We start from the raw sequence: 21,332 nt of genomic DNA, 5'->3' as shown, positions 1-21,332 counted from the left end.
CTGCCATGGGATCGAAGCGATCGCTGTCGGAAGCGATCAGGCCTGCCTGGCGGCGCGGCGGCGCGCGGCGAAGCCAACCAGGCCCAGGCCGCCCAGCAGCATGGCCCACGTCGTCGGTTCCGGCACGGCCGACACCAGCGACACGCCGTCCAGCAGCAGGAACGGCGGTGCGCCCGGCGCGGTGCCCTTGGCCAGGAAGGACAGCACTTCGCTGGCGCTGGTGGCGGTGAAGGTCATGGTGGCCGTCTGCCAGCCGCTGAAGCCGCCGTTGGCGATGCTCAGCGCCTTGCTGTCCTGCGTGGCGCTGCCGAAGCCCACGTGCCAGTAGTTGTCGGCATTGGCGCCGTCGAAGCCCACCTGCTGCGCCAGCGCGTAGTCGAACGACAGCGTGTAGGCGTTACCGGCGGTCAGGCCGCTGACCGTCTGCGACAGTGTGCCCGGCCAGTACACGGCGTCCGATGCGAACACATTGCCGCCATTGGCGGAGTTGGCGAAACCGTTGTTCTGGCCCTTGAGCCATTTCACGGAATCCCAGGTCGTCATGATTTTGCTGTCCAGCACGAAGTTGAAGCCGCCGTCGTTGCCGTTGCTGCTGGTCCAGCCCGTCAGCGTGGTGCGGTCGGTGCGGCCGGTCTTGTTATCGAGCTGCAGGTTGCTGCCGTTGGTGGTCGATTCGAAACCGCCATTGGTCACCAGGTTGGTGGAGGCGCTGGCGAGGCCGGCGGCAAAGAAGGCGAGGGACAGCAGTGCGGAAGCAAGGCGCATGAAAGGCTCCAGAAAATTGTCAGTAGTTGGGTAAAAACTGCCGGCAATGTTTGGGCCGACTGTGCCAGCGCGACGGAGATGATGTCGGGCCGGTCAGATGACTTTATTGAAATAAGGGAAAAGTCATTGCGTAACAGAATTGTATCAGACAATTCCGACGGCGTAGCGAATATCCTGATGACAATGCTAATTCTTCTTTGGCAACTGTTGTAAAAAAGGGGCAGCGCCGTTGCCCGGCACTGCCCCTGGGGTGGGGACGAAGGCTCTAGCGCGACTTCACGAACGGCACGCCGATCGCTTTCGGCGCCACCGATTTCGCCATCAGGCCGGCCAGCACGATCACCGTCACGACATACGGCACCATCTGGATCAGGGCGCCCGGGATGCGGCCCACCACCGGCAGGTCCACGCCTTCCAGCTGGATCTGCACGGCGCCGAAGAAGCCGAACATCAGGCAGCCCAGGAAGGTGTACGCGGGGCGCCAGTTACCGAACACCATGGCGGTCAGCGCCAGGTAGCCGGCACCGGCCGACATGTCGCGCAGGAAGAAGCCGCTCTGCACGATGGCCAGGTAGGCGCCAGAGAACGAGCACAGCATGCCGGCGATCAGCATCGCCGAATAACGGGTCCAGGCGACGGAGACGCCGGCCGCATCGGCCGCATGCGGGTTCTCGCCGCAGGCACGCAGGCGCAGGCCGAAGCGCGTGTGGTACAGCACCCAGTGCACCAGCGGCACCAGCGCGAACGCCAGGTACACCAGCACCGAATGGCCGCCCAGCAGCTTGGTCCAGATCCAGCCGAGCACCGGCACGTCCGCCACCGCGGCGCTGCCGGGCAGCACCACGTCGAACAGGCGCGCCTCGCCCAGGTCCGGCGTGCGGCCGCCCTGCTGGAAGAAGTACTGCGCCACCACGAACGTCAGCCCGCTCATGGCGATATTGATGGCGATGCCGGCCACGAGCTGGTTGCCCTTCTGCGTGACGGCCACGTAGCCCTGCAGCGTGGCCAGCGCGATCGACACGGCCATGCCGGCCAGGATGCCGTACCAGGGATTCTGCGTGGTGAAGGCCACGGCGGCCGAGACGAAGGCGGAGGCGAGGATCTTGCCTTCCAGGCCGATGTCGATCACGCCGGAGCGTTCCGCGAACAGGCCGGCCATCGCGGCAAAGATCAGCACCGGCGCATTGCGCACGGTGGAGACGACGATACTGCCCAGGTGCAGGTCTTCGAAGGTCATGCTTGTTTCCCTTTGATGAGTTTCATCAGCACGGGCGCGTACAGGTATTCCATGGCGCCGCAGAACAGGATGATCAGGCCCTGGATGAAGATGAAGGTTTCGGTGGGGATGTTCGGTTTTTCCAGCGACAGGTCGAAGCCGCCCTGGATCAGCGCGCCGAACAGCACGGCCGACAGGAAGATGCCGATCGGGTGCTGGCGGCCCATCAGCGCGATGGCGATGCCGACAAACCCGGCGCCGCCCACGAAGTTCAGCGACAGGTAGTGCGTCGAGCCCATGATGGAGTTCACCGAGCCCAGTCCCGCCAGCGCGCCCGAGATCAGCATCGTCACGATGATCATCTTCGAGATCTTCACGCCCGCGTAGTGGGCGGCATGCTTGTTCAGGCCCGTGGCGCGCAGCTTGTAGCCCCACGACGAACGCCACACCATCAGGCCATAGATCGCCAGCGCGACGATGGCGATGAAGAAGCTGATGTTGAGCGGCGTGTCGCCCAGCACCGGCAGCCAGTCGGACAGCCGGGGCATTTCGGCCGCGGCCGAGAACACGCGGCTGGCGGTGTTCTGCTCGCCCGGCGGGATCAGGTACTTGACGATCACGAAGTTCATCAGCGAGGCGGCGATGAAGTTGAACATGATCGTCGTGACGACGATGTGGCTGCCCCGTTTCGCCTGCAGGTAGCCCGGAATGAAGGCCCACAGCGCGCCGAACAGCGCGGCGCCCAGCATGCCGGCGGGGATCAGCAGGTACCACGGCAGCGATGCGTCGAACGCCAGCATCGCCCAGGTGAGCCCGAGGCCGCCGACATACATCTGGCCTTCGGCGCCGATGTTGAACAGGCCCGCCTGCATGGCGATCGACACGGCCAGGCCGGTGAAGATGAAGGTCGATGCATAGAACAGCGTGTACGACAGGCCTTCCGGATTGACGATGGCGCTGTTGATCAGGATCTGCATCGACTCGACGGGATCCTCGCCCAGCAGGTGGATCACGAGCGCGGCCACCAGCAGCGCGGATAGCAGGTTAAGGAGAGGCAAGGCGACGGCAGTGGCCCAGCGGGGAAGATCGTTGTTCATGAGGTGTGGGTCCCGCCCATCAGCAGGCCGATGCGGGTGGTGTCGAATTCATTGATCGGCAGTTCGCCGGTGATACGGCCGCCGCACATCACGAGGATGCGGTCGGCCAGTGCGCGCACTTCTTCCAGCTCGACGGAGACGAGCAGGATCGCCACGCCGGCATCGCGCAGCGCCAGCAGCTGGGTGTGGATCGCCTCGATGGTGCCGATGTCCACGCCGCGGGTGGGCTGGCCGACCAGCATCAGCTTCGGTTTCGCCAGCACCTCGCGGGCAATGACGACCTTCTGCTGGTTCCCGCCGGAGAGCAGGCCGATGCGCAGGTCCGGGTTCGGCGGACGCACGTCGAACTCCTTGAGCAGGCCGGCGCAGCGCGCGGCGATCCCCTTGAAGTCGATCAGGCCCCAGCGGCCTTTGACATGGTCCTGGTAGCCGAGGAAGGTGTTGTGCATGACGGAGAAGTTCTTCACCACGCCGTCGCGCAGCCGGTCTTCCGGCACGTGCGCGATGCCCAGGTGGCGGAACACCAGCGGCAGGCCATCGGCGTCATGCCGGCGGTAGGGCAGGGCGGCGCCTTCGAAGTCGGCCTCGCCGGCCGTCGGCAGGCGCATGCCGGACAGGATTTCCATCAGCTCGCTCTGGCCATTGCCGGACACGCCGGCGATGGCGACGATCTCGCCGGCGCGCAGGGTGAAGCCGATGTCTTCCAGCAGGTTCACGCCGGCGCCGTCCTTCAGGCCCAGGCCGCGCACTTCCAGCACCGGCTTGCCCGGGTTGTAGGGTGCGCGGGGCAGGTTGTTCTCGATCGGGCGGCCGACCATCATGTTGGCCAGTTCCGCCTTCGACGTCTGCGCCGTCTGCACGGCGCCCACCACGCGGCCGGCGCGCATGACCGTCACCGTGTCGGTGATGTCCATGATCTCCTGCAGCTTGTGCGTGATGAGGATGATGGTCTTGCCCTGTTCCTTGAACAGCTTCAGGATTTCGAACAGCGATGCGGTTTCCTGCGCCGTCAGCACGGCGGTCGGCTCGTCCAGGATGAGGATGCTGGCGCTGCGGTAGATCTGCTTGAGGATCTCCACGCGCTGCTGCGCGCCCACGGACAGGTCGTGGATGGTGGCCAGCGGATCGACGTCCAGGCGGTAGCGCGCGCAGATCTCGCGCAGCTTCGCTTCGGCCTCGGCGCGGTGGCTGGCCAGGCGGAAGCCGCCTTCGGTGCCCAGCATCACGTTGTCGAGCACCGTCATGTTTTCGACCAGCATGAAGTGCTGGTGCACCATGCCGATGCCCAGGCGGATCGCTTCCTGGCTGGAGCGGATGTGGCGCTCCTGGCCATCGAGCACGATGGCGCCGCTGTCGGCCTGGTAGTAGCCGTACAGGATGCTCATCAGCGTGGACTTGCCGGCGCCGTTCTCGCCCACGAGGCCGTGGATGGCGCCCTTGGCGATCGTGAAGCTGACGTCCGTATTCGCCTTCACGGCCCCGAAATGCTTCGAGATGCCGCGGAATTCAACTGCTGGCTGCATAGAATGGTAGTGTGACATGTACTGAAAAACGCGCCGCGGGGGAGGCCCCGGCGGCGCGTTTGTCGTTGTGGGTCGGAAAAATCAGGCCGGGCAGGCAGCGCCCGAACGGATGTCGATGACCTTCGTCTTGCCGTCGATGATGTCCTTGCGGACGCCCAGCACCTTCTTCTCGATCTCCGGCGTGATCAGCTTGCGGTTGTTGGCGTCCAGCGCCCAGTCCACGCCGCCTTCCTTGATGCCCTTGGCCGTGATGCCGGCCTTCCAGGTGCCGTTCTTCATCTGCATGAAGCTGTCGTACACGGCATTGTCCACGCGCTTGACCATCGAGGTCAGCATCGTGCCCGGGTACAGGTGGTTCTGGTTCGAATCGACGCCGATCGCCAGCTTGCCCTTTTCCTTGGCCATCTGCAGCGTGCCCATGCCCGAACCGCCGGCCACGGCGAACACGACGTCCACGCCGCGTTCGAACTGCGAACGGGCCAGTTCGCCGCCCTTGGCCGGGTCGTTCCAGGCGGCCGAGGTGGTGCCGACCATGTTCTGCACGATCGTCATGTTCTTGTCGACGGATTTCGCGCCCTGCGCGTAGCCGCAGCCGAACGTGCGGATCAGCGGAATGTCGATGCCGCCGATGAAGCCCAGCTTCTTCGACTTGGTCGCCATCGCGGCGGCCACGCCGGCCAGGTAGGAACCTTCTTCTTCCTTGAACGTCACGGAATTGACGTTGTTCCCCGCGGCTACGCCGTCGATCAGCACGAAGCGCACGTTCGGGAACTCCTTCGCGACCTTGGCCACGGCCTGGGTCTGCGCGAAGCCGATGGAGGCGATCAGGTCGAGCTTCTTGCGGGCCAGGCCGCGCAGCACCTGCTCGGCCTGGGTGTCCGACGAAGCCTGCACTTCGATGAAGTTGATGCCCGTATCCTTCTTGAAGCGCGAGGCGCCTTCGAAGGCCGACTGGTTGAACGACTTGTCGAACTTGCCGCCGGCGTCATACACGACGCCCAGTTTCAGTGCCGCAGGGGCCGGGGCCGCCAGTGCGCCGGCCGAGACCGCAACTGCAGCGATCATCGTGGAAAGTTGTTTGATTTGCATGAAAAGACTCCTGGAAGTTCGCTATTGTATAGTTTTTGCGAGCAAAACAAGTAACTCGCATGAGCTTGCAGGCGGGAAAGCGCGGGAATTAGAGGCGATGCTCGGCACGTGCGACAGGCTCCCATTTTTTGCGGCCGGCATTTTTTTGACCGGCAGTTTCATCCATGAAGCCGACTTGTCATCGGCCTGTAGTATTTGCACAACATGTCTTGGCTGCCACCCGGCCGGGCGATCGCCGTTGTTTTCGTCCCACTCGGCAGCCGTGAAGGCTGCGCCGTAACACGGCCTCCCTCTGGAGCGGCCCGCCAGGCGGGCTGCAGTGGCGGATTACTATGCATCATCGCCATTCCATCAGACCAATACCTTTTTTGTTGATGATTTATATGCAAAAGCTCTGAAATAATGGGCGTCGATGACGATTTCCGGTAGCGCCGCGCCGTGCTAGCATCGCTCCTTATTTCTCTTTTGCAAATATGTTGGATCTCACAATGAGGAGTTGTTCCATGATGGCAATCCGTCGTTTCGTTCCCCGTTCCGTGATGGCGCTGGCCATCGCTGCCGCTTTCCCGTCCGTGTGGGCACAGGCCGTTACCGAGGCCCAGCCGGCGGAAGCCGTGGCCGAGAAAGCCGGGGCCGGACAGCTGGAAACGGTGATCGTGACGGCGCAGCGCCGCGCGGAAAACATCAAGGACGTGCCGATGTCGATCGCCACCGTGCGCGGCGAAAAGCTCGATGTGCTGACTTCCGGCGGCCAGGACATCCGCTTCCTGTCCGGCCGCACGCCGTCCGTCAGCATCGAGTCGGACTACGGCCGCACCTTCCCGCGCTTCTATATCCGCGGCCTGGGCAATACCGACTTCGACCTGAACGCCTCGCAGCCGGTCGGCCTGGTGATGGATGACATCGTGCAGGAAAACCCCATGCTCAAGGGCTTCCCCGTGTTCGACGTGGACCAGATGGAAGTGCTGCGCGGCCCGCAGGGCACGCTGTTCGGCCGTAACTCGCCGGCCGGCGTGATCAAGTTCGATTCCGCCAAGCCCGTGTTCAAGCAGGAAGGCTACCTGGCCGCCGGCTTCGGCAAGGACCGGGTGCGCAATGTCGACGGTGCCTACAACATCCCCGTCAGCGACACGGTGGCGATCCGCTTCTCCGGCTCGTCGCAGCACCGCGGCGACCGCGTGCACAACGAGCGCGCCACCGGCACGCGCGACTTCGAAGGCTACAAGGACAATGCCGCGCGCCTGCAGGTGCTGGTGAAACCTTCCGCGGACTTCTCGGCGCTGTTCAATGTGCACGGCCGCGACATGGACGGCACGGCCACGCTGTTCCGCGCCAATATCCTCAAGACGGGCACCAACGACCTGGTCGACGGCTTCGACTACGACAGCTACCCGACCGACGGCGTCAACGAGCAGCACTTGAAGAACAAGGGCGGCAACATGCGCCTGCGCTGGGACCTGCCGGGCATCACGCTGCACTCGATCACCGGCTACGAGAAGCTGGACTTCTACAGCCGCGCGGACGTCGATGGCGGCTACGGTGCCGTGTATGCGCCCCCATACGGCCCCGGCTTCATCCCGTTCACCGTGGAGACGGCCGACCTGATCCCGAACCACAAGCAGTTCTCGCAGGAGCTGCGCGCCGAGTCGAACACGAAGGACCGCCTGCAGTGGATCGCCGGCCTGTTCTACTTCAAGGAAGACATCACGATCGACAGCATCGCGTTCAATTCGCTGGCACCGGGCAATCCGCAGTCGCCGAACTACGCCACGCAGACGCAGAACTCGAAATCGTGGGCGGCGTTCGGTTCCGTCAACTACGCCGTCAGCGATCAGCTCAAGCTGCGCGCCGGCCTGCGCTACACGAACGACAAGAAGGACTTCGCCGCCCAGCGCATCGAGACCACCGGCCGTACCTACCTGCCGCTGCATGACGAGTCGAACAACGTGAGCTGGGATGTCTCCGGTACCTACGTCGTCGACAAGGACACCAATGTGTTCGCCCGCGTGGCCACCGGCTACCGCGCGCCGTCGATGCAGGGCCGCCTGAACGATCTGACCAGCCTGCCGTCGATGGCCGGTGCCGAGAAGGTGCTGTCCGGCGAGATCGGCGTCAAGCAGGACCTGTTCGACCGCCGCGCGCGCCTGTCCGCCACCGTGTTCCACTACCGCGTGAAGGACAAGCAGCTGACGGCCGGCAGCGGCACCATCAACATGAACCAGCTGCTGAACGCGGACAAGGCCACGGGGCAGGGCGTGGAGCTGGACGTGCAGGCCAACCTGTCGCAGAACTGGAGCGCCACCTTCGGCAGCAGCTACAACGACACCGAGATCAAGGACGCCAGCCTGTACGTGCTGCCTTGCGGCGGCGGCTGCACGGTGACGAACCCGATCTCCTTCGTGGGCGGCACCCGCGTCGCCCTCATCGACGGCAATCCGCTGCCGCGCGCGCCGAAGTGGCAGCACAACTTCACGCTGAAATACAGCACCCCGGTCGCGAACGGCGAGTTCTACGCGTTCACCGACTGGTCGTACCGCTCGTCGTATAACTTCTTCCTGTACGAAGCCAAGGAGTACAAGGCGAAGGACCTGCTGGAAGGCGGCCTGCGCGCCGGCTACAAATGGGGCGACGGCAAATACGACCTGGCCCTGTACGGCCGCAACATCACCGACGAAGTGCAATCCGTGGGCGCCATCGACTTCAACAACATGACCGGCATCCTCAACGAACCGCGCACCTATGGCGTGCAGTTCCGGATGAACTTCTAAGCTACTGCCCAGTTCGTGTCCACCTTGGGGTCTGACCCCGACATGGACACGGCCTCATCTTTATTTGTTCGTGGATCTGGATGCCTGCGTTCATGCAAAGGCTGAGTTCGTGTCTGATTTCGGGGTTGACCCCAAGGTGGACACAGGCTGAGCATGGGCCGAACTGCCGAGGCCGTGTCTATGTCGGGGTCTGACCCCATGGTGGACACGACCTCAGCCGTAGTTGGCTATCACTGCCGCTCGGGCGGCCGCAGGATGTTGAGGAAGGCGCGCACGACAGGGGCGTCGTCCGTCGTGGTGTAGGTGATGTAGAGGTTGGCGGAGGGCGGGTTGGTGCGGATCGGCAGGAAGACCACGCCGGGCCAGCCGATGCGGCTCGTCGTCTCCGGCATCAGCGTCACGCCGAGTCCCGCGCCCACCATCGCCAGCAGCGTCTGCGGTTCGGAGGCTTCCTGGAAGATCGTCGGCTGGAAGCCCGCGTTGACGCAGCATTGGATCAGGTAGCGCGGGAAGGCCGACTTGTCGAGCGCCAGCGTCAGCATCGGTTCGTTGGCCAGGTCGACGAGTTCGATGGCGTCCTGCTTGGCCAGCGGATGGTGCTCGTTGACGGCCACGCACACGTTTTCGCGGAAGCACAGTTCCTGGCGCAGGCTGTCGCTTTTCAGGTCCTCCGCATCGAGCTTCGGCTCGCGCCAGAAGCCCACGTCGATCTGCTTGGCGCGCAGCGCCTCGTACTGCACGGTGGGTCCCAGCTCGTGGATGGTCCACGTCACTTTCGGATACTTGCCCTGGAATTCCTCCAGCAGGCTGGGGATCGGCCCCCACATCGCCGACCCGACGATGCCCACGCGCAGCCGGCCCACTTCGCCGCGGTCGATCTGGCGCACCGTGTCGATCGTCATGCGCATCTTCGCCAGCATGTCGGCCGCCTCGTTCATCAGCGCGCGGCCGGCCACCGTCAGCTCGAAGCTGCGCGTGGTGCGGGCAAACAGCTTCACGCCCAGTTCCGCCTCCAGCTTCATGATCTGCTGCGACAGCGGCGGCTGCGAGATGTGCAGCCGTTCGGCGGCGCGGCTGAAGCTCTTTTCTTCAGCGACGGCCAGGAAGTACTTCAGTTGCTTCAGGTCGATCGACATGATGGCGGCTCGAAGATTCAGGCGGAAGGGAACTCCAGCAGCGCACGGGCCAGCGCCGCGCCCACGCGGGCATTGTTCTTCACGAGCGCGATATTGGTGGCCAGGCTGCGGCCGGCCGTCAGCGTCTTGATGCGCGCCAGCAGGAACGGCGTGACCTTCTTGCCCATCACGCCAAGCTCCTCGGCTTGCTGCAGCGCCTGCAGCGTGATGGCGTCGATCTCCTCCTTCGGCATCGCATCGGCTTCCGGCACCGGCGCGGCCACCACCACGCCGCCGTCCAGGCCCAGCGCCCACTTGGTGCGGATGAAGGCTGCCTGCTCGGTCGCCGTGTCCAGGCGGAAGTCGGCATTGAAGCCGCTCTGGCGCGTGAAGAAGGCGGGGAAGCCTTCCTGGCCGACGGCGACCACCGGCACGCCCTGCGTTTCCAGGTATTCCAGCGTCAGGCCGATATCGAGGATCGACTTCACGCCCGCGCAGACGACGGCGACATTGGTCTGCGCCAGTTCCTTCAGGTCGGCCGAGATGTCGAAGCTCGTCTCCGCGCCGCGGTGCACGCCGCCGATGCCGCCCGTGACGAACACGGGAATGCCGGCCAGCTGCGCGCAGATCATCGTGGCGGCGACGGTGGTGGCGCCCAGCTTGTTCTGCGACAGCGCATACGCCAGGTCGCGGCGGCTGACCTTCATCGCTTCCGGCGAATTGCCCAGCAATTCCAGCTGCTCGTCCGTCAGGCCCACGCAGATCTTGCCGCCGATGATGGCGATGGTGGCCGGCACGGCGCCCGCATCGCGGATGATCTGCTCGACTTCCTTTGCCGTCACCACGTTCTGCGGATACGGCATGCCGTGCGAGATGATGGTCGATTCGAGCGCGACGATCGGCTTGCCGGCGGTGCGGGCATTGGCCACTTCGGGCGAGAAGGAGAGGTAGCGTTGCATGGTCATTCCTGTTCTGTGGAGGACGCCTGGCCGAACAGGCCGGCAGTCAGTTCTGGTGAGACGGTGTGCGGGCTTTGCAGCGTGAGGGCGGCGGCCTGCAGGCCGCGTGCGCAGGCGTGAGCGAGATCGGTATCGCCCTGGGCCAGCGACCAGCACACGGCCGCCGAAAAGGCGTCGCCGGCGCCGGTGACATCGACCACGCTCACCTCATGAGCGGGCAGCCAGTGCAGCTCGTCGCCGGCCGTGTGGTGGACGCCGGCGGCGCCGGCCGTCACGATCACGTCCTGCGCGCCCTCGGCCTGCAGCGCGCGGCAGGCATCGCGGATGGCGGCCTGGTTGGGCAGTGCGCGGCCGGCGCGGGTTTCCAGTTCGCCGTGGTTCAGGATCAGCAGGCGCAGGCCAGCCAGGCTGCGCGGCAGGCGCGCCATCTTCGGCTGCGACACGGCCACCAGCACCAGCGGCGTGGCCTCGCGCGCGGCATCGGCCAGCAGCAGGGCCACGCTGTCGTGCGGCAGGTTCAGGTCCGCCACCACCAGCGCGGCGCCGTGGCGGCGCTGCTGGCGGCCGGCCAGGTACTCGGGCGTGAGCTGCTCGCAGATCGCCATGTCGGCCAGCGCCACGACCATTTCGCCACCGGCATCGAGCACCGCCGTATAAGTGCCGGTCGCGGCGCCGGCAAGTGTCAGCGTGCCTGTCGTGTCGATGCCGCTGGCCTGCGCGTGGCCCAGCAGCGCGTGGCCGGCGGCGTCGTCGCCGACCGCCGTCAGCAGGGCGCAGGTGCTGCCCAGCCGCGCCAGGTTCTCGGCGATATTGCGGGCCACGCCGCCATAGGTTTCCTCGGCGCCGGCCGGATTCGAGGTGCCCATGCGCAGCGGCTGCAGCGTGCGCAGCTTGCGGTCCAGGTTCGCGGCGCCGATGCACAGCACCGTGCGCTCTTCGGTCAGCACATAGGCGCGCCCCATCAACCGGCGCTCGCGGATCAGGCTGGCCACATGACCCGCCACGGCGGACCGGGACAGGCCGAGCGCATCCGCCATCTCCTGCTGCGAGATGAACGGGTTGGACCGGATCAGTTGGTACAGCTGTTCTTTCTTGCTCATGGGGAGAGTCAGTAGCGAGGCATTCTAACTTTTGTCTTGCATGCTAAACAGTTGTCCATTGCGTGTCAAATGGATGAGTTGGGCACCGGGATTCGTTATAATACGTCTTTATTTATATTTCCCGAATATAAATAGCCAAGTTAAATGGTATTTGTCATACATATAGCGCATGGTGCATAGTGTCGCCTGCCATCGGTGCGCCCGAATAAAGTGCGTGCACCTCCGTGGCGCCGCCATCGCGATTCCAACCAGAGAGAACCCAATGTCGAATAATTCCCCCTTCCAGGCCGCCGCCATCGTGCGTGCGCGCATGTCGGCCGCGCTTGGCGCAGACTTCGCGCCGCGCGCCGCACTGATCCTCGGCTCCGGCCTCGGCGTGCTGGCCGAACAGATGACGGACTCGGTCGCGATCGGCTTCGACGAGCTGCCGGGCTTCCCGATCAGCACCGTGCACGGCCACGCCGGCCAGATGGTGGTGGGCACGCTGGCCGGTGTGCCGGTCGTCTGCCTGAAGGGCCGCGGCCACTTCTACGAGGGTTACGGCCTGGGCGTGATGACGAGCGCGGTGCGCACGCTGAAGCTGCTGGGCTGCGAATTCCTGTTCGTGACCAACGCGGCCGGCTCCCTGCGGCCGGAAGTCGATGCCGGTTCGCTGGTGGCGCTGAGCGACCATATCAACTTCCTGCCCGGCACGCCGATGATCGGCCCGAACGACGAGCGCTTCGGCCCCCGTTTCTTCAGCATGGCCAACGCGTATGACGCGGACCTGCGCAAACTCCTGCAGGACACCGCCGCGGCCCAGAACATCACGCTGCACGAAGGCGTGTACATCGCCTACGCCGGCCCGAACTTCGAAACGCCCGCCGAGATCCGCGCGTTCGGCCGCCTGGGTGCCGATGTCGTGGGCATGTCCGTGGTGCCGGAAGTGGTGCCGGCACGTCACTGCGGCCTGAAGGTCGTGGGCGTGTCCGTGATCACCAACCTGGCCGAAGGCCTGTCGCCGTTCCCCCTGTCGCACGAGCAGACGCTGAAATACGCGGCCATCGGCGCGGAAAGCCTGGTGAAACTGATCCACGCGTACTTCGAGAACATCGCGAAGAACTAGCAATGACGGGCGGCCTTGGCCGCCCTTGAACTTTTACGGACCATCATGTCACGCGCATTCATCCTCCTGCTCGATTCGTTCGGCCTCGGCGCCACGCCGGATGCCGGCAAGTACGGCGACGCCGCCACCAACACCTTCGGGAACATCGCCAAGTGGGCCGCCGACAGCGGCAAGCCGATGGCGCTGCCCGCGCTGGAAAGCCTGGGCCTGGGCGCTGCGGCCCACGCGGCCAGCGGCCAGTGGGCGGCCGGCTTCGGCCAGCGCGAAGGTTTTACCGGTGCCTGGGGCGCGGCGCGCGAACAGTCGACCGGCAAGGACACGCAGAGCGGCCACTGGGAAATCGCCGGCGTGCCGGTGCTGTTCGACTGGGGCTACTTCCCGAAGACGGTGCCGACCTTCCCGAAGGAGCTGACGGACAAGCTGCAGGAACTGACCGGCGTGCCGGGCTTCCTGGGCAACTGCCACGCGTCCGGCACCACGATCATCACCGAGCTGGGTGACGAAAGCGTCGCGACCGGCCAGCCGATCCTGTACACCTCGGCCGACTCCGTGCTGCAGATCGCCGCGCACGAGGAAGCCTTCGGCCTCGATCGCCTGTTCGACATGTGCGAGAAAGCCTACGAGCTCGTAAAACCGTACAACATCGGCCGCGTGATCGCCCGTCCTTTCCTGGGCAGCGACGGCAACTACAAGCGCACCGCGAACCGCCACGACTACGCCGTGCCGCCCTCGGCGCCGACCCTGCTGGACCACGTGAAGGATGCCGGCGGCGAAGTCATCGCCCTCGGCAAGATCAGCGATATCTATGCGGGCCAGGGCGTGTCGCGCGTGGTGAAAGGGCCGGACAACATGGCGCTGTTCGACCGCCTGCTGGAAGTGGAAAAGGAGGCGGGCGACAAGTCGCTGACGTTCGTGAACTTCGTCGACTTCGACATGCACTTCGGCCATCGCCGCGACGTGGCCGGCTACTCGCAGGCCCTGCACGAACTGGATGCGCGCCTGCCCGAATTCATCGCCCGCCTGCGCGACGACGACCTGGTGGTGATCACCGCCGACCATGGCTGCGACCCCACGTCGCCCGGTTCGGACCACACCCGCGAGCACATCCCGATGATCTTCTTCGGCCCGCGCGTGAAGGCCCGCGAGCTGGGCATCTCGGAGACGTTCTCCGACATCGGCCAGACCATCGCGCACCACCTCGGCGTGCCACCCCTTTCGAACGGAACCAACCTGTTATGAGTATCCCCGCAGACTTCAAGCGCAACGAAGCCATCGACCTCGACCTGGGCTGGCTGAACCACATCCACGTCAACAAGTCCGCCGCCGAACGCCGCGCCGCCTCGCTGGCCAACCGCCGCACGGTGAAGAAGGAATACCAGGCCGCCTGGCTGGTGAAAGCCATCGAGCTGATCGACCTGACGACCCTGGCCGGCGACGATACGCCGGGCCGCGTCGAGCGCCTGTGCATGAAGGCGATGCGCCCGCTGCGCACGGACCTGGTCGAGGCACTGGGCCTGCAGGACCGCAACCTGAAAACGGGCGCCGTCTGCGTCTACCACGAGATGATCCGCCACGCCGACAAGGTGCTGCAGGGCCGCCTGCCCATCGCTGCCGTGTCGACCGGCTTCCCGGCCGGCCTGACGAGCATGGAAACGAAGGTGCGCGAGATCGAACTGTCGGTGGCCGATGGCGCGCAGGAGATCGACATCGTCATCACCCGCCAGCACGTGCTGACGGGGAACTGGCAGGCGCTGTACGACGAGATGGTGGCCTACCGCCAGGCCTGCGGCGACGCGCACGTGAAGGCGATCCTCGCCACGGGCGACCTGGTCACGCTGGAAAACGTGGCGAAGGCGTCGTGGGTCTGCATGATGGCCGGCGCGGACTTCATCAAGACGTCCACCGGTAAAGAGGGCGTGAATGCCACGATTCCCGTGTCCCTCGTGATGGTGCGCGCGATCCGCGAATACCACGAGCGCACCGGTTTCCAGATCGGCTACAAGCCGGCCGGCGGCGTGGGCACGGCCAAGGCCGCGCTGCAGTACATGACGGTGATGAAGGAGGAGCTGGGCAACGAGTGGCTGGAGCCGCACCTGTTCCGCATCGGTGCATCCAGCCTGCTGACCGACATCGAGCGCCAGCTGGAACACCATGTGACCGGCAATTATTCGGCCGCCCACCGCCACGCGCAACCTTGAGAACCCTATGCCAACCATTAACGAGATTTTGAACACCATGGAATACGGCCCCGCTCCAGAAAGCCAGAAAGAAGCACAAGCGTGGCTGGAAGGGCGCGGCCGGACGTTCGGCCTGTTCATCGACAACGCCTGGACCGATGCCGGCGAGCTGTTCGCGTCCACCAATCCGGCCGACGGCAAGCCGCTGGCCGAACTGACGCAAGCCACAAGCGACGATGTCGACCGCGCCGTGAGCGCCGCGCGTCGCGCGCAGCCGGCATGGGCCGCGCTGGGTGGCCATGGCCGCGCCAGGATCCTGTACGCGATCGCGCGCCTGATGCAGAAGCACGCGCGCCTGTTCGCCGTGCTGGAGACGCTCGATAACGGCAAGACGATCCGCGAAACGCGCGATGCCGACCTGCCGCTGGTGGCGCGTCACTTCTATCACCACGCCGGCTGGGCACAGCTGCTGGACGAAGAGTTCCCGAACCACCGTCCGGTCGGCGTCGTCGGCCAGATCGTGCCGTGGAATTTCCCGCTGCTGATGCTGTCCTGGAAGATCGCGCCGGCGCTGGCCGCCGGTAATACGGTCGTCTTCAAGCCGGCCGAGTTCACGCCGCTGACCGCCTTGCTGTTTGCCGAGATCTGCGTGCAGGCCGGCGTGCCGGCCGGTGTCGTCAACATCGTCACCGGCGATGGCCGCACCGGCGAGGCGATCGTCAACCATCCCGGCATCGACAAGCTGGCGTTCACCGGCTCGACGGAAGTGGGCCGCCTGATCCGCCAGGCCACCGCCGGCACCGGCAAGAAGCTGTCGCTGGAACTGGGCGGCAAGTCGCCGTACATCGTGTTCGAGGATGCCGACATCGATGCGGCCATCGAAGGCCTGGTCGATTCGATCTGGTTCAACCAGGGCCAGGTGTGCTGTGCCGGTTCGCGCCTGCTGGTGCAGGAGTCCGTCGAAGAGCGCTTCCTGAAGAAGCTCAAGACGCGCATGGACAACCTGCGTCTCGGCTCGCCGCTCGACAAGTCGATGGACATCGGCGCGCTGGTCGATCCGATCCAGCGCCAGCGCATCCACGGCCTCGTCGAAGCGGCGCGTGCCGAAGGCTGCGAGATCTACCAGCCGGCCGCCTGCGAACTGCCGGCCGACGGTTCATGGTTCCCGCCGACGCTGATCATGGGCGCCTCGACGTCCGCCGCCGTCGCGCAGGCCGAGATCTTCGGCCCGGTGCTGGTGGCGATGAGCTTCCGTACCCCTGCCGAAGCGGTCCAGCTGGCGAACAACACCGTGTACGGCCTGGCCGCGTGCGTGTGGTCCGAGAACATCAGCCTGGCGCTGGACGTGGCGCCGCAGATCAAGGCCGGCGTCGTGTGGATCAACACGGCGAACCAGTTCGATGCGGCGGTTGGCTTCGGTGGCTACAAGGAATCGGGCTATGGCCGCGAAGGGGGCCGCGAAGGCCTGGTCGAATACCTGGTGCCGGTGAGCGAGGATGCCCGTCCGGCGCTGCCGGCAGTCGTGAAAGCGGCTGCGAAGGGCGCCGCGCCGTCGGGCGATCCGTTCGCCATCGACCGTACCGCCAAGCTGTACATCGGCGGCAAGCAGGCCCGCCCGGACGGCGCCTACAGCCGTGCCGTGCACGGTGCGGACGGCAGCTTCCTGGCCGAAGTGGGCGAGGGCAGCCGCAAGGACATCCGCAACGCCGTCGAGGCCGCGCACAAGGCCGGCGGCTGGACGAAGGCCACGGCGCACAACCGCGCCCAGGTGCTGTACTACATCGCCGAGAACCTGGCCGCCCGCGGCCGCGAATTCGCCGACCGCATCGCCGCGCAGACCGGCACGCGCGAGGCCGAGAAGGAAGTGCAGGCCTCCATCGAACGCCTGTTCTACTGGGCCGCCTGGGCCGACAAGTACGACGGCGCCGCGCACCAGCCGCCAATGCACGGCATCGCCGTCGCGCTGAACGAGGCGGTCGGCGTGATCGGCATCGTCTGCCCGAACGAGAACCCGCTGCTGGGCTTCGTCTCGCTGGTGGCACCGGCGATCGCCGTGGGCAACCGCGTGGTGGCCGTGCCGTCGGAAGCGTATCCGCTGTCCGTGACGGACCTGTACCAGGTGTTCGACACCTCCGACCTGCCGGGCGGCGTGGTGAACATCGTCACCGGCAGCGCGGACGAACTGGCGCGCACGCTGGCCACGCACTCGGAGATCGATGCGGTCTGGCGTCACGACGGTTCGCTTGAGGGCTGCGCCGAAGTCGAGCGCCTGTCGGCCGGCTCGCTGAAGCGCACCTGGACCGGCGGCGCGAAAGGCCGCGACTGGTTCAGCACGCAGCAATCGGCTGGCCGCACCGTGCTGCAGCATGCCACGCAGGTGAAGAACATCTGGATCCCTTACGGCGTTTGAGGTTTCAGATAGCAGCTGAACGGCCGGGGTCTGTCCCCGGTAGTGTTGACGTTGCCGCCTGCCGTTGGCAGTGGCAAGGGGACTGACCCCGATTTTCGCCAGCGTGCCTGTCTTGCCGCGAAAAATCGGGGTCAGTCCCCTGTTTGGCGCAGCAGGCCCGCGGCAGTGCCAGCGCTGGCCGGGGACAGACCCCGTGACGCGGCTGCCGTCTGCGACATCCGCGCACCGAATCACCAGGCCCGCGATCGGGAAGATCGCGGCCACCCAGGTTTAAAGAAAGAGAACACCCATGTACCTCCCCCAGGAAATCATCCGCAAGAAACGCGACAAGGGCGAACTGACCGCCGACGAGATCCGCTTCTTCGTGCGCGGCATCCCCACCGGTGAAACCACCGAAGGCCAGATCGCGGCGCTCGCGATGGCTGTCTACTTCAACGACATGACGATGGACGAGCGCGTGGCGTTCACGCTCGCCATGCGCGACTCCGGCGACGTGCTGGAGTGGAAATCGCTGAACCTGCCCGGTCCCGTGATGGACAAGCACTCCACCGGCGGCGTCGGCGACGTGATCTCGCTGCTGCTGGGCCCCATGATCGCGGCCTGCGGCGGCTTCGTGCCGATGATCTCGGGCCGTGGCCTGGGCCACACGGGCGGCACGCTGGACAAGTTCGACTCGATCCCCGGCTACACGACGGTGCCGGACAACGACCTGTTCCGCAAGGTCGTCAAGGAAGTGGGCGTGGCCATCATCGGCCAGACGGCGTCGCTGGCGCCGGCCGACAAGCGTTTCTACGGCATCCGCGACGTGACGGGCACCGTGGAATCGGTGGCGATGATCACCGGTTCGATCCTGTCGAAGAAGCTGGCCGCCGGCCTCGATGTGCTGGCGATGGACGTGAAGGCCGGCAGCGGCGCGTTCATGCCGACCTACGAGAAATCGGTGGAGCTGGCCGAATCGATCGTCGCCGTCGGCAATGGCGCCGGCACGCTGACGTCGGCCCTGCTGACGGACATGAACGAATCGCTGGCCCCTGCCGCCGGCAACGCGGTGGAAGTGCGCTGCGCGATCGACTACCTGACGGGCAAGTCGCGCCCCGCGCGCCTGCACGAAGTGAACATGGCGCTGTGCGCCGAGATGCTCGTGCTGGGCAAGCTGGCCGCCGACGAAACGGAAGCGCGCGCCAAGCTGCAGGCCTCGCTCGATTCGGGCGAAGCCGCCGACCGCTTCGGCCGCATGGTCGCCGCGCTGGGCGGTCCCGCGGACCTGATGCAGAACCCGGACAACTACCTGGAGAAGGCACCGATCATCGTGCCGGTGCCGGCCCTGCAATCGGGCTACGCCGCCACGACGAACTGCCGCGCCCTCGGCCTGGCCGTCGTCGCGCTGGGCGGCGGCCGCACCCGTCCGCAGGATCCGATCGACTTCGCCGTGGGCCTGACGGCGCTGGCGGAACTGGGCCAGCGCATCGAAGCGGGCCAGCCGCTCGCCTTCGTCCACGCCCGCACGGAAGCGGCCGCCCAGCGCGCCATCGCCGACGTGCAGGCCGCGTACACGATCGCCGCCACGGCGCCCGCCGCCAACCCGATCGTCTACCGCACCATCCGCCCCTAAAAATAGGGACAGGCCCCATTTTTCAGGAAACATTGCCTGGAAAATGGGGTCTGTCCCCATATTTGAAAGACGTATCAGGATAATGAACACCGAACAACTGATCGAAGAAGCCAAGGCCGCGCGCCTGAAGGCCTACACGCCGTACTCCAACTTCAAGGTGGGTGCGGCGCTGCTGGCCAATGACGGCAAGGTCTTCCATGGCTGTAACGTGGAGAACGCGTCCTACGGCCTGTGCAACTGCGCCGAGCGCACGGCGTTCTTCAGCGCCTTCGCGCAGGGCTACCAGCAGGGCGATTTCGCCCGGCTCGTCGTCGTTGGCGAGACGGAAGGACCCATCGCGCCCTGCGGCGCCTGCCGCCAGGTGATCCTGGAACTGGGCGGCAACGAGCTGCCGGTGCTGCTGACGAACCTGAAGGGCGATATCCTCGAGACGACGGCCGCCGCGCAGCTGCCGAACGCCTTCGGCGGCCAGGACCTGAAGAAGTAAGCCTGCAGTGAAAAAGACGATCGACGTGCAGGCCGCCGTCGCCCGCGCCTCGCTCGAAGCGATCGCCGCGAAGACGCAGGGCACGTTCGGCGTCGGCTGCGTGATGCTGGACGGCTTCGGCAATGTGCTGCAGGCCGTCCACAACGATGTCATCCGCGACGGTCTCGTGTGGGACCCCACCGCGCATGGCGAGCGCCAGCTGGTGGACTGGTACCACGCCGAGGCGGCCCGGGGCCGCGAGCTGCCGGCGCCCGCCGACGTCACGATCGTCACCTCGCTCGACCCTTGCTGCATGTGTGCCGGCGCGATCCTGGCGGCCGGCTTCCACGTGGTGGTGGCCGCCAACGACCGCACCGCCGGCATCCACTACAACCATGCGGAAGAGGGGGGCGACAGCTTTACGGCGCTGCCGGAAACGCTGCGCGCACAGGCCCGCGCCACGTTTGCCTATCCGGCCGTGCTCGGTTCATCCTCCTATGCGCGCCCCGCCAGCGGTGCCGCGGTGCCGGCCTTCTTCATCGGCAAGACCATCGCCGAACCCACGCAGGCCCTGTGCTCGCTCGTGTTCGAAGCCACCACCGGCGCGGTGGCCGGGCTGTTCGATGCCGATCCGCCCCGCAGCGGCCTGCTCGATCCCGCCACGCTGCCGGCCGATCACCCTGTCGTGCGGGCCCTCAAGCGCGCCGACCCGGATGCGCTCACCTACCGCTGCCCACCGCACGAGCCGGATGCCGGGCTGGCACCCTACCTGCTGCACCAGCTCGAGCGGGACCGCGCGCACGGCGGCAGCGGCAACGCGGTGGCGCTGCTCGACGCCTTCGGCAACCTGCTCCTGTGCTGCCACGGCCGCGGCGGCATCCGCACCGCCTTCCTCGAATGCACGCGCGCCTACGCGCAGCTGCGCCATCGCCTGATGGTGCACGCCGGCCCGGCCGAACGGCACGCCATCCGCCGCTACCTCGGCCATCCGCGTGACGGCACCTTCGTGTTTGCGGCCGGTCCGGACGAGGGGGCGCTCGGCTTCATGGAGCTCGGTGCCTGGGGTTCGACGATGGAAGGGCCGCCCGCCCCGGACAATCCGCGGCAGTATCAATACGTGCAGCCGCGCATGGCCACCGAAGCGCTGCGCCAGCTATGCGCAGGCCTGCCGCCGCTCTATCGCGATCCGATCCGCGTGCATCCAGTGCAGGTCACCGACAGGGCGCTGGTCGACGCACTGGCCGGCCACGCCACCGCTGCTCACTGACGATATTCCGGCTCTTCCCAGGGGTCATACGTGCCGATGTTCCAAACATGCCCCTCCGGATCGCGGCAGGTGAAGCCACGGCCGCCATAGTCCTCGTCCTGCAGCGGCAGCACCACCGGCGCGCCGGCGCTGACCACGCGCTCGTGCACCTGGTCGGCATCGTTGACGACGAGATAGGCGGTTTGCGTGACGAACCCCTGCAACTCCGCCGGCTGCTTCAGCAGGCGGCCGTAGTCGGTGTCGAAAAGGGAGCCCAGCATCAGCATGCCGTTGCCGTAGGTGAGGCGGGCATGGGCCACGGATCCGTCTTCATTGAAGGTCACGCGGGAGGCTTCGAAACCCAGCGTACTGCAGAGCCACTCGATGGCGGCGGGCGCGTCACGGTAGCGCAAACAGGGCAGGATCGTGGCGCGCGTCGGCTTCGGTATCTGCATCATCGTTTCTCCCTTCGCATTGGTGGGCGGGCAGGCGAATCCCCAATATAGACCAGCACAATAGGCGCGGCAAGCGAGGTCAGGCAGCCTGCGGCGGCGCAGCATTGCCACTTGATAGCCGCAATAAAACAGGTGTTTCCGACGCGCTCCACGGCGCAACCGAGCAGCAGGGCCGGTTCCCCGCCGATGATGGTTGCGCAGCACCTTCTGCCCCTCTGCGCGCTTTGCC

The 21,332-nt window shown here is 66.0% G+C and carries 17 protein-coding genes; 8 read left to right on the top strand and 9 right to left on the bottom strand.

Going from position 1 to position 21,332, the window contains the following annotated elements; all coding sequences use genetic code 11:
* Nucleotides 1-36: 36 nt before the first annotated feature.
* The 5 genes from IP91_RS17270 to IP91_RS17250 form a co-directional block, all read right to left on the bottom strand.
* Nucleotides 37-765, bottom strand: coding sequence for an FxDxF family PEP-CTERM protein (locus IP91_RS17270; RefSeq protein WP_145650338.1), 729 nt, complete (start codon nt 763-765; stop codon nt 37-39).
* A 265-nt stretch (nt 766-1,030) separates the two neighbouring features.
* The gene (locus IP91_RS17265; RefSeq protein ID WP_145650337.1) at nt 1,031-2,002 is read right to left on the bottom strand and encodes an ABC transporter permease; all 972 of its coding nucleotides are present in this window, start codon (nt 2,000-2,002) and stop codon (nt 1,031-1,033) included.
* Complete coding sequence (locus IP91_RS17260; RefSeq protein WP_145650336.1) at nt 1,999-3,078, bottom strand: ABC transporter permease; 1,080 nt, start codon at nt 3,076-3,078, stop codon at nt 1,999-2,001. Before IP91_RS17260 ends, IP91_RS17265 begins: the two co-directional genes overlap by 4 nt.
* Nucleotides 3,075-4,601, bottom strand: coding sequence for an ABC transporter ATP-binding protein (locus IP91_RS17255; protein ID WP_145650335.1), 1,527 nt, complete (start codon nt 4,599-4,601; stop codon nt 3,075-3,077). Before IP91_RS17255 ends, IP91_RS17260 begins: the two co-directional genes overlap by 4 nt.
* Nucleotides 4,602-4,682: 81 nt before the next feature.
* Entirely contained in the window at nt 4,683-5,690 is a 1,008-nt protein-coding gene (locus tag IP91_RS17250; RefSeq protein ID WP_145650334.1) for a BMP family lipoprotein, read from the bottom strand.
* Between the two features lie 503 nt (nt 5,691-6,193).
* On the opposite strand from IP91_RS17250, the gene IP91_RS17245 reads away from it, so the two are divergent.
* Entirely contained in the window at nt 6,194-8,458 is a 2,265-nt protein-coding gene (locus tag IP91_RS17245; RefSeq protein WP_371860632.1) for a TonB-dependent receptor, read from the top strand.
* 230 nt (nt 8,459-8,688) lie between these two features.
* Here IP91_RS17245 and IP91_RS17240 read toward each other — a convergent pair whose 3' ends face one another.
* From IP91_RS17240 to IP91_RS17230, 3 genes are read right to left on the bottom strand one after another with little or no spacing between them, the layout of a single operon-like run.
* A complete protein-coding gene (locus IP91_RS17240; RefSeq protein ID WP_145650333.1) occupies nt 8,689-9,594 on the bottom strand; it encodes a LysR family transcriptional regulator in 906 nt (301 codons plus the stop codon).
* Nucleotides 9,595-9,611: 17 nt separating this feature from the next.
* A complete protein-coding gene (locus tag IP91_RS17235) occupies nt 9,612-10,532 on the bottom strand; it encodes a pseudouridine-5'-phosphate glycosidase (RefSeq protein ID WP_145650332.1) in 921 nt (306 codons plus the stop codon).
* A gap of 2 nt (nt 10,533-10,534) precedes the next feature.
* Nucleotides 10,535-11,632: a carbohydrate kinase gene (locus IP91_RS17230; RefSeq protein WP_145650331.1), complete on the bottom strand. Its 1,098-nt coding sequence runs from the start codon at nt 11,630-11,632 to the stop codon at nt 10,535-10,537.
* Between the two features lie 262 nt (nt 11,633-11,894).
* Here IP91_RS17230 and xapA point away from each other — a divergent pair, with 262 nt between their 5' ends.
* The 7 genes from xapA to IP91_RS17195 all read left to right on the top strand — a co-directional run bounded on the left by xapA (nt 11,895) and on the right by IP91_RS17195 (nt 20,669).
* Nucleotides 11,895-12,737 carry a xanthosine phosphorylase gene (xapA, locus tag IP91_RS17225; protein ID WP_145650330.1) on the top strand — a complete coding sequence of 281 codons (843 nt, stop codon included), beginning with the start codon at nt 11,895-11,897 and terminating at the stop codon, nt 12,735-12,737.
* A 45-nt stretch (nt 12,738-12,782) separates the two neighbouring features.
* Nucleotides 12,783-13,976: a phosphopentomutase gene (locus IP91_RS17220; RefSeq protein ID WP_145650329.1), complete on the top strand. Its 1,194-nt coding sequence runs from the start codon at nt 12,783-12,785 to the stop codon at nt 13,974-13,976.
* The gene (gene deoC / locus IP91_RS17215) at nt 13,973-14,935 is read left to right on the top strand and encodes a deoxyribose-phosphate aldolase (protein WP_145650328.1); all 963 of its coding nucleotides are present in this window, start codon (nt 13,973-13,975) and stop codon (nt 14,933-14,935) included. Before IP91_RS17220 ends, deoC begins: the two co-directional genes overlap by 4 nt.
* 7 nt (nt 14,936-14,942) lie before the next feature.
* Nucleotides 14,943-17,324, top strand: a complete 2,382-nt coding sequence (locus IP91_RS17210) for an aldehyde dehydrogenase family protein (RefSeq protein WP_371860631.1) — start codon at nt 14,943-14,945, stop codon at nt 17,322-17,324.
* Between the two features lie 289 nt (nt 17,325-17,613).
* Nucleotides 17,614-18,936 carry a thymidine phosphorylase gene (deoA, locus tag IP91_RS17205; protein ID WP_145650327.1) on the top strand — a complete coding sequence of 441 codons (1,323 nt, stop codon included), beginning with the start codon at nt 17,614-17,616 and terminating at the stop codon, nt 18,934-18,936.
* Between the two features lie 82 nt (nt 18,937-19,018).
* Complete coding sequence (locus IP91_RS17200; RefSeq protein WP_145650326.1) at nt 19,019-19,423, top strand: cytidine deaminase; 405 nt, start codon at nt 19,019-19,021, stop codon at nt 19,421-19,423.
* Between the two features lie 7 nt (nt 19,424-19,430).
* Complete coding sequence (locus IP91_RS17195) at nt 19,431-20,669, top strand: nucleoside deaminase (protein ID WP_145650325.1); 1,239 nt, start codon at nt 19,431-19,433, stop codon at nt 20,667-20,669.
* On the opposite strand, the gene IP91_RS17190 is transcribed toward IP91_RS17195, so the two are convergent.
* Nucleotides 20,663-21,106 carry a VOC family protein gene (locus tag IP91_RS17190; RefSeq protein ID WP_145650324.1) on the bottom strand — a complete coding sequence of 148 codons (444 nt, stop codon included), beginning with the start codon at nt 21,104-21,106 and terminating at the stop codon, nt 20,663-20,665. The two genes, IP91_RS17195 and IP91_RS17190, sit on opposite strands and share 7 nt — an antisense overlap.
* Nucleotides 21,107-21,332: the final 226 nt, after the last annotated feature.

Origin of the sequence: Pseudoduganella lurida, assembly GCF_007830455.1 — a bacterium.
Classification (GTDB): Bacteria; Pseudomonadota; Gammaproteobacteria; order Burkholderiales; family Burkholderiaceae_D; genus Rugamonas; species Rugamonas lurida.
The sequence above is the reverse complement of the archived record's forward strand: the minus strand, read 5'-3'. Positions and strand labels throughout refer to the sequence as shown.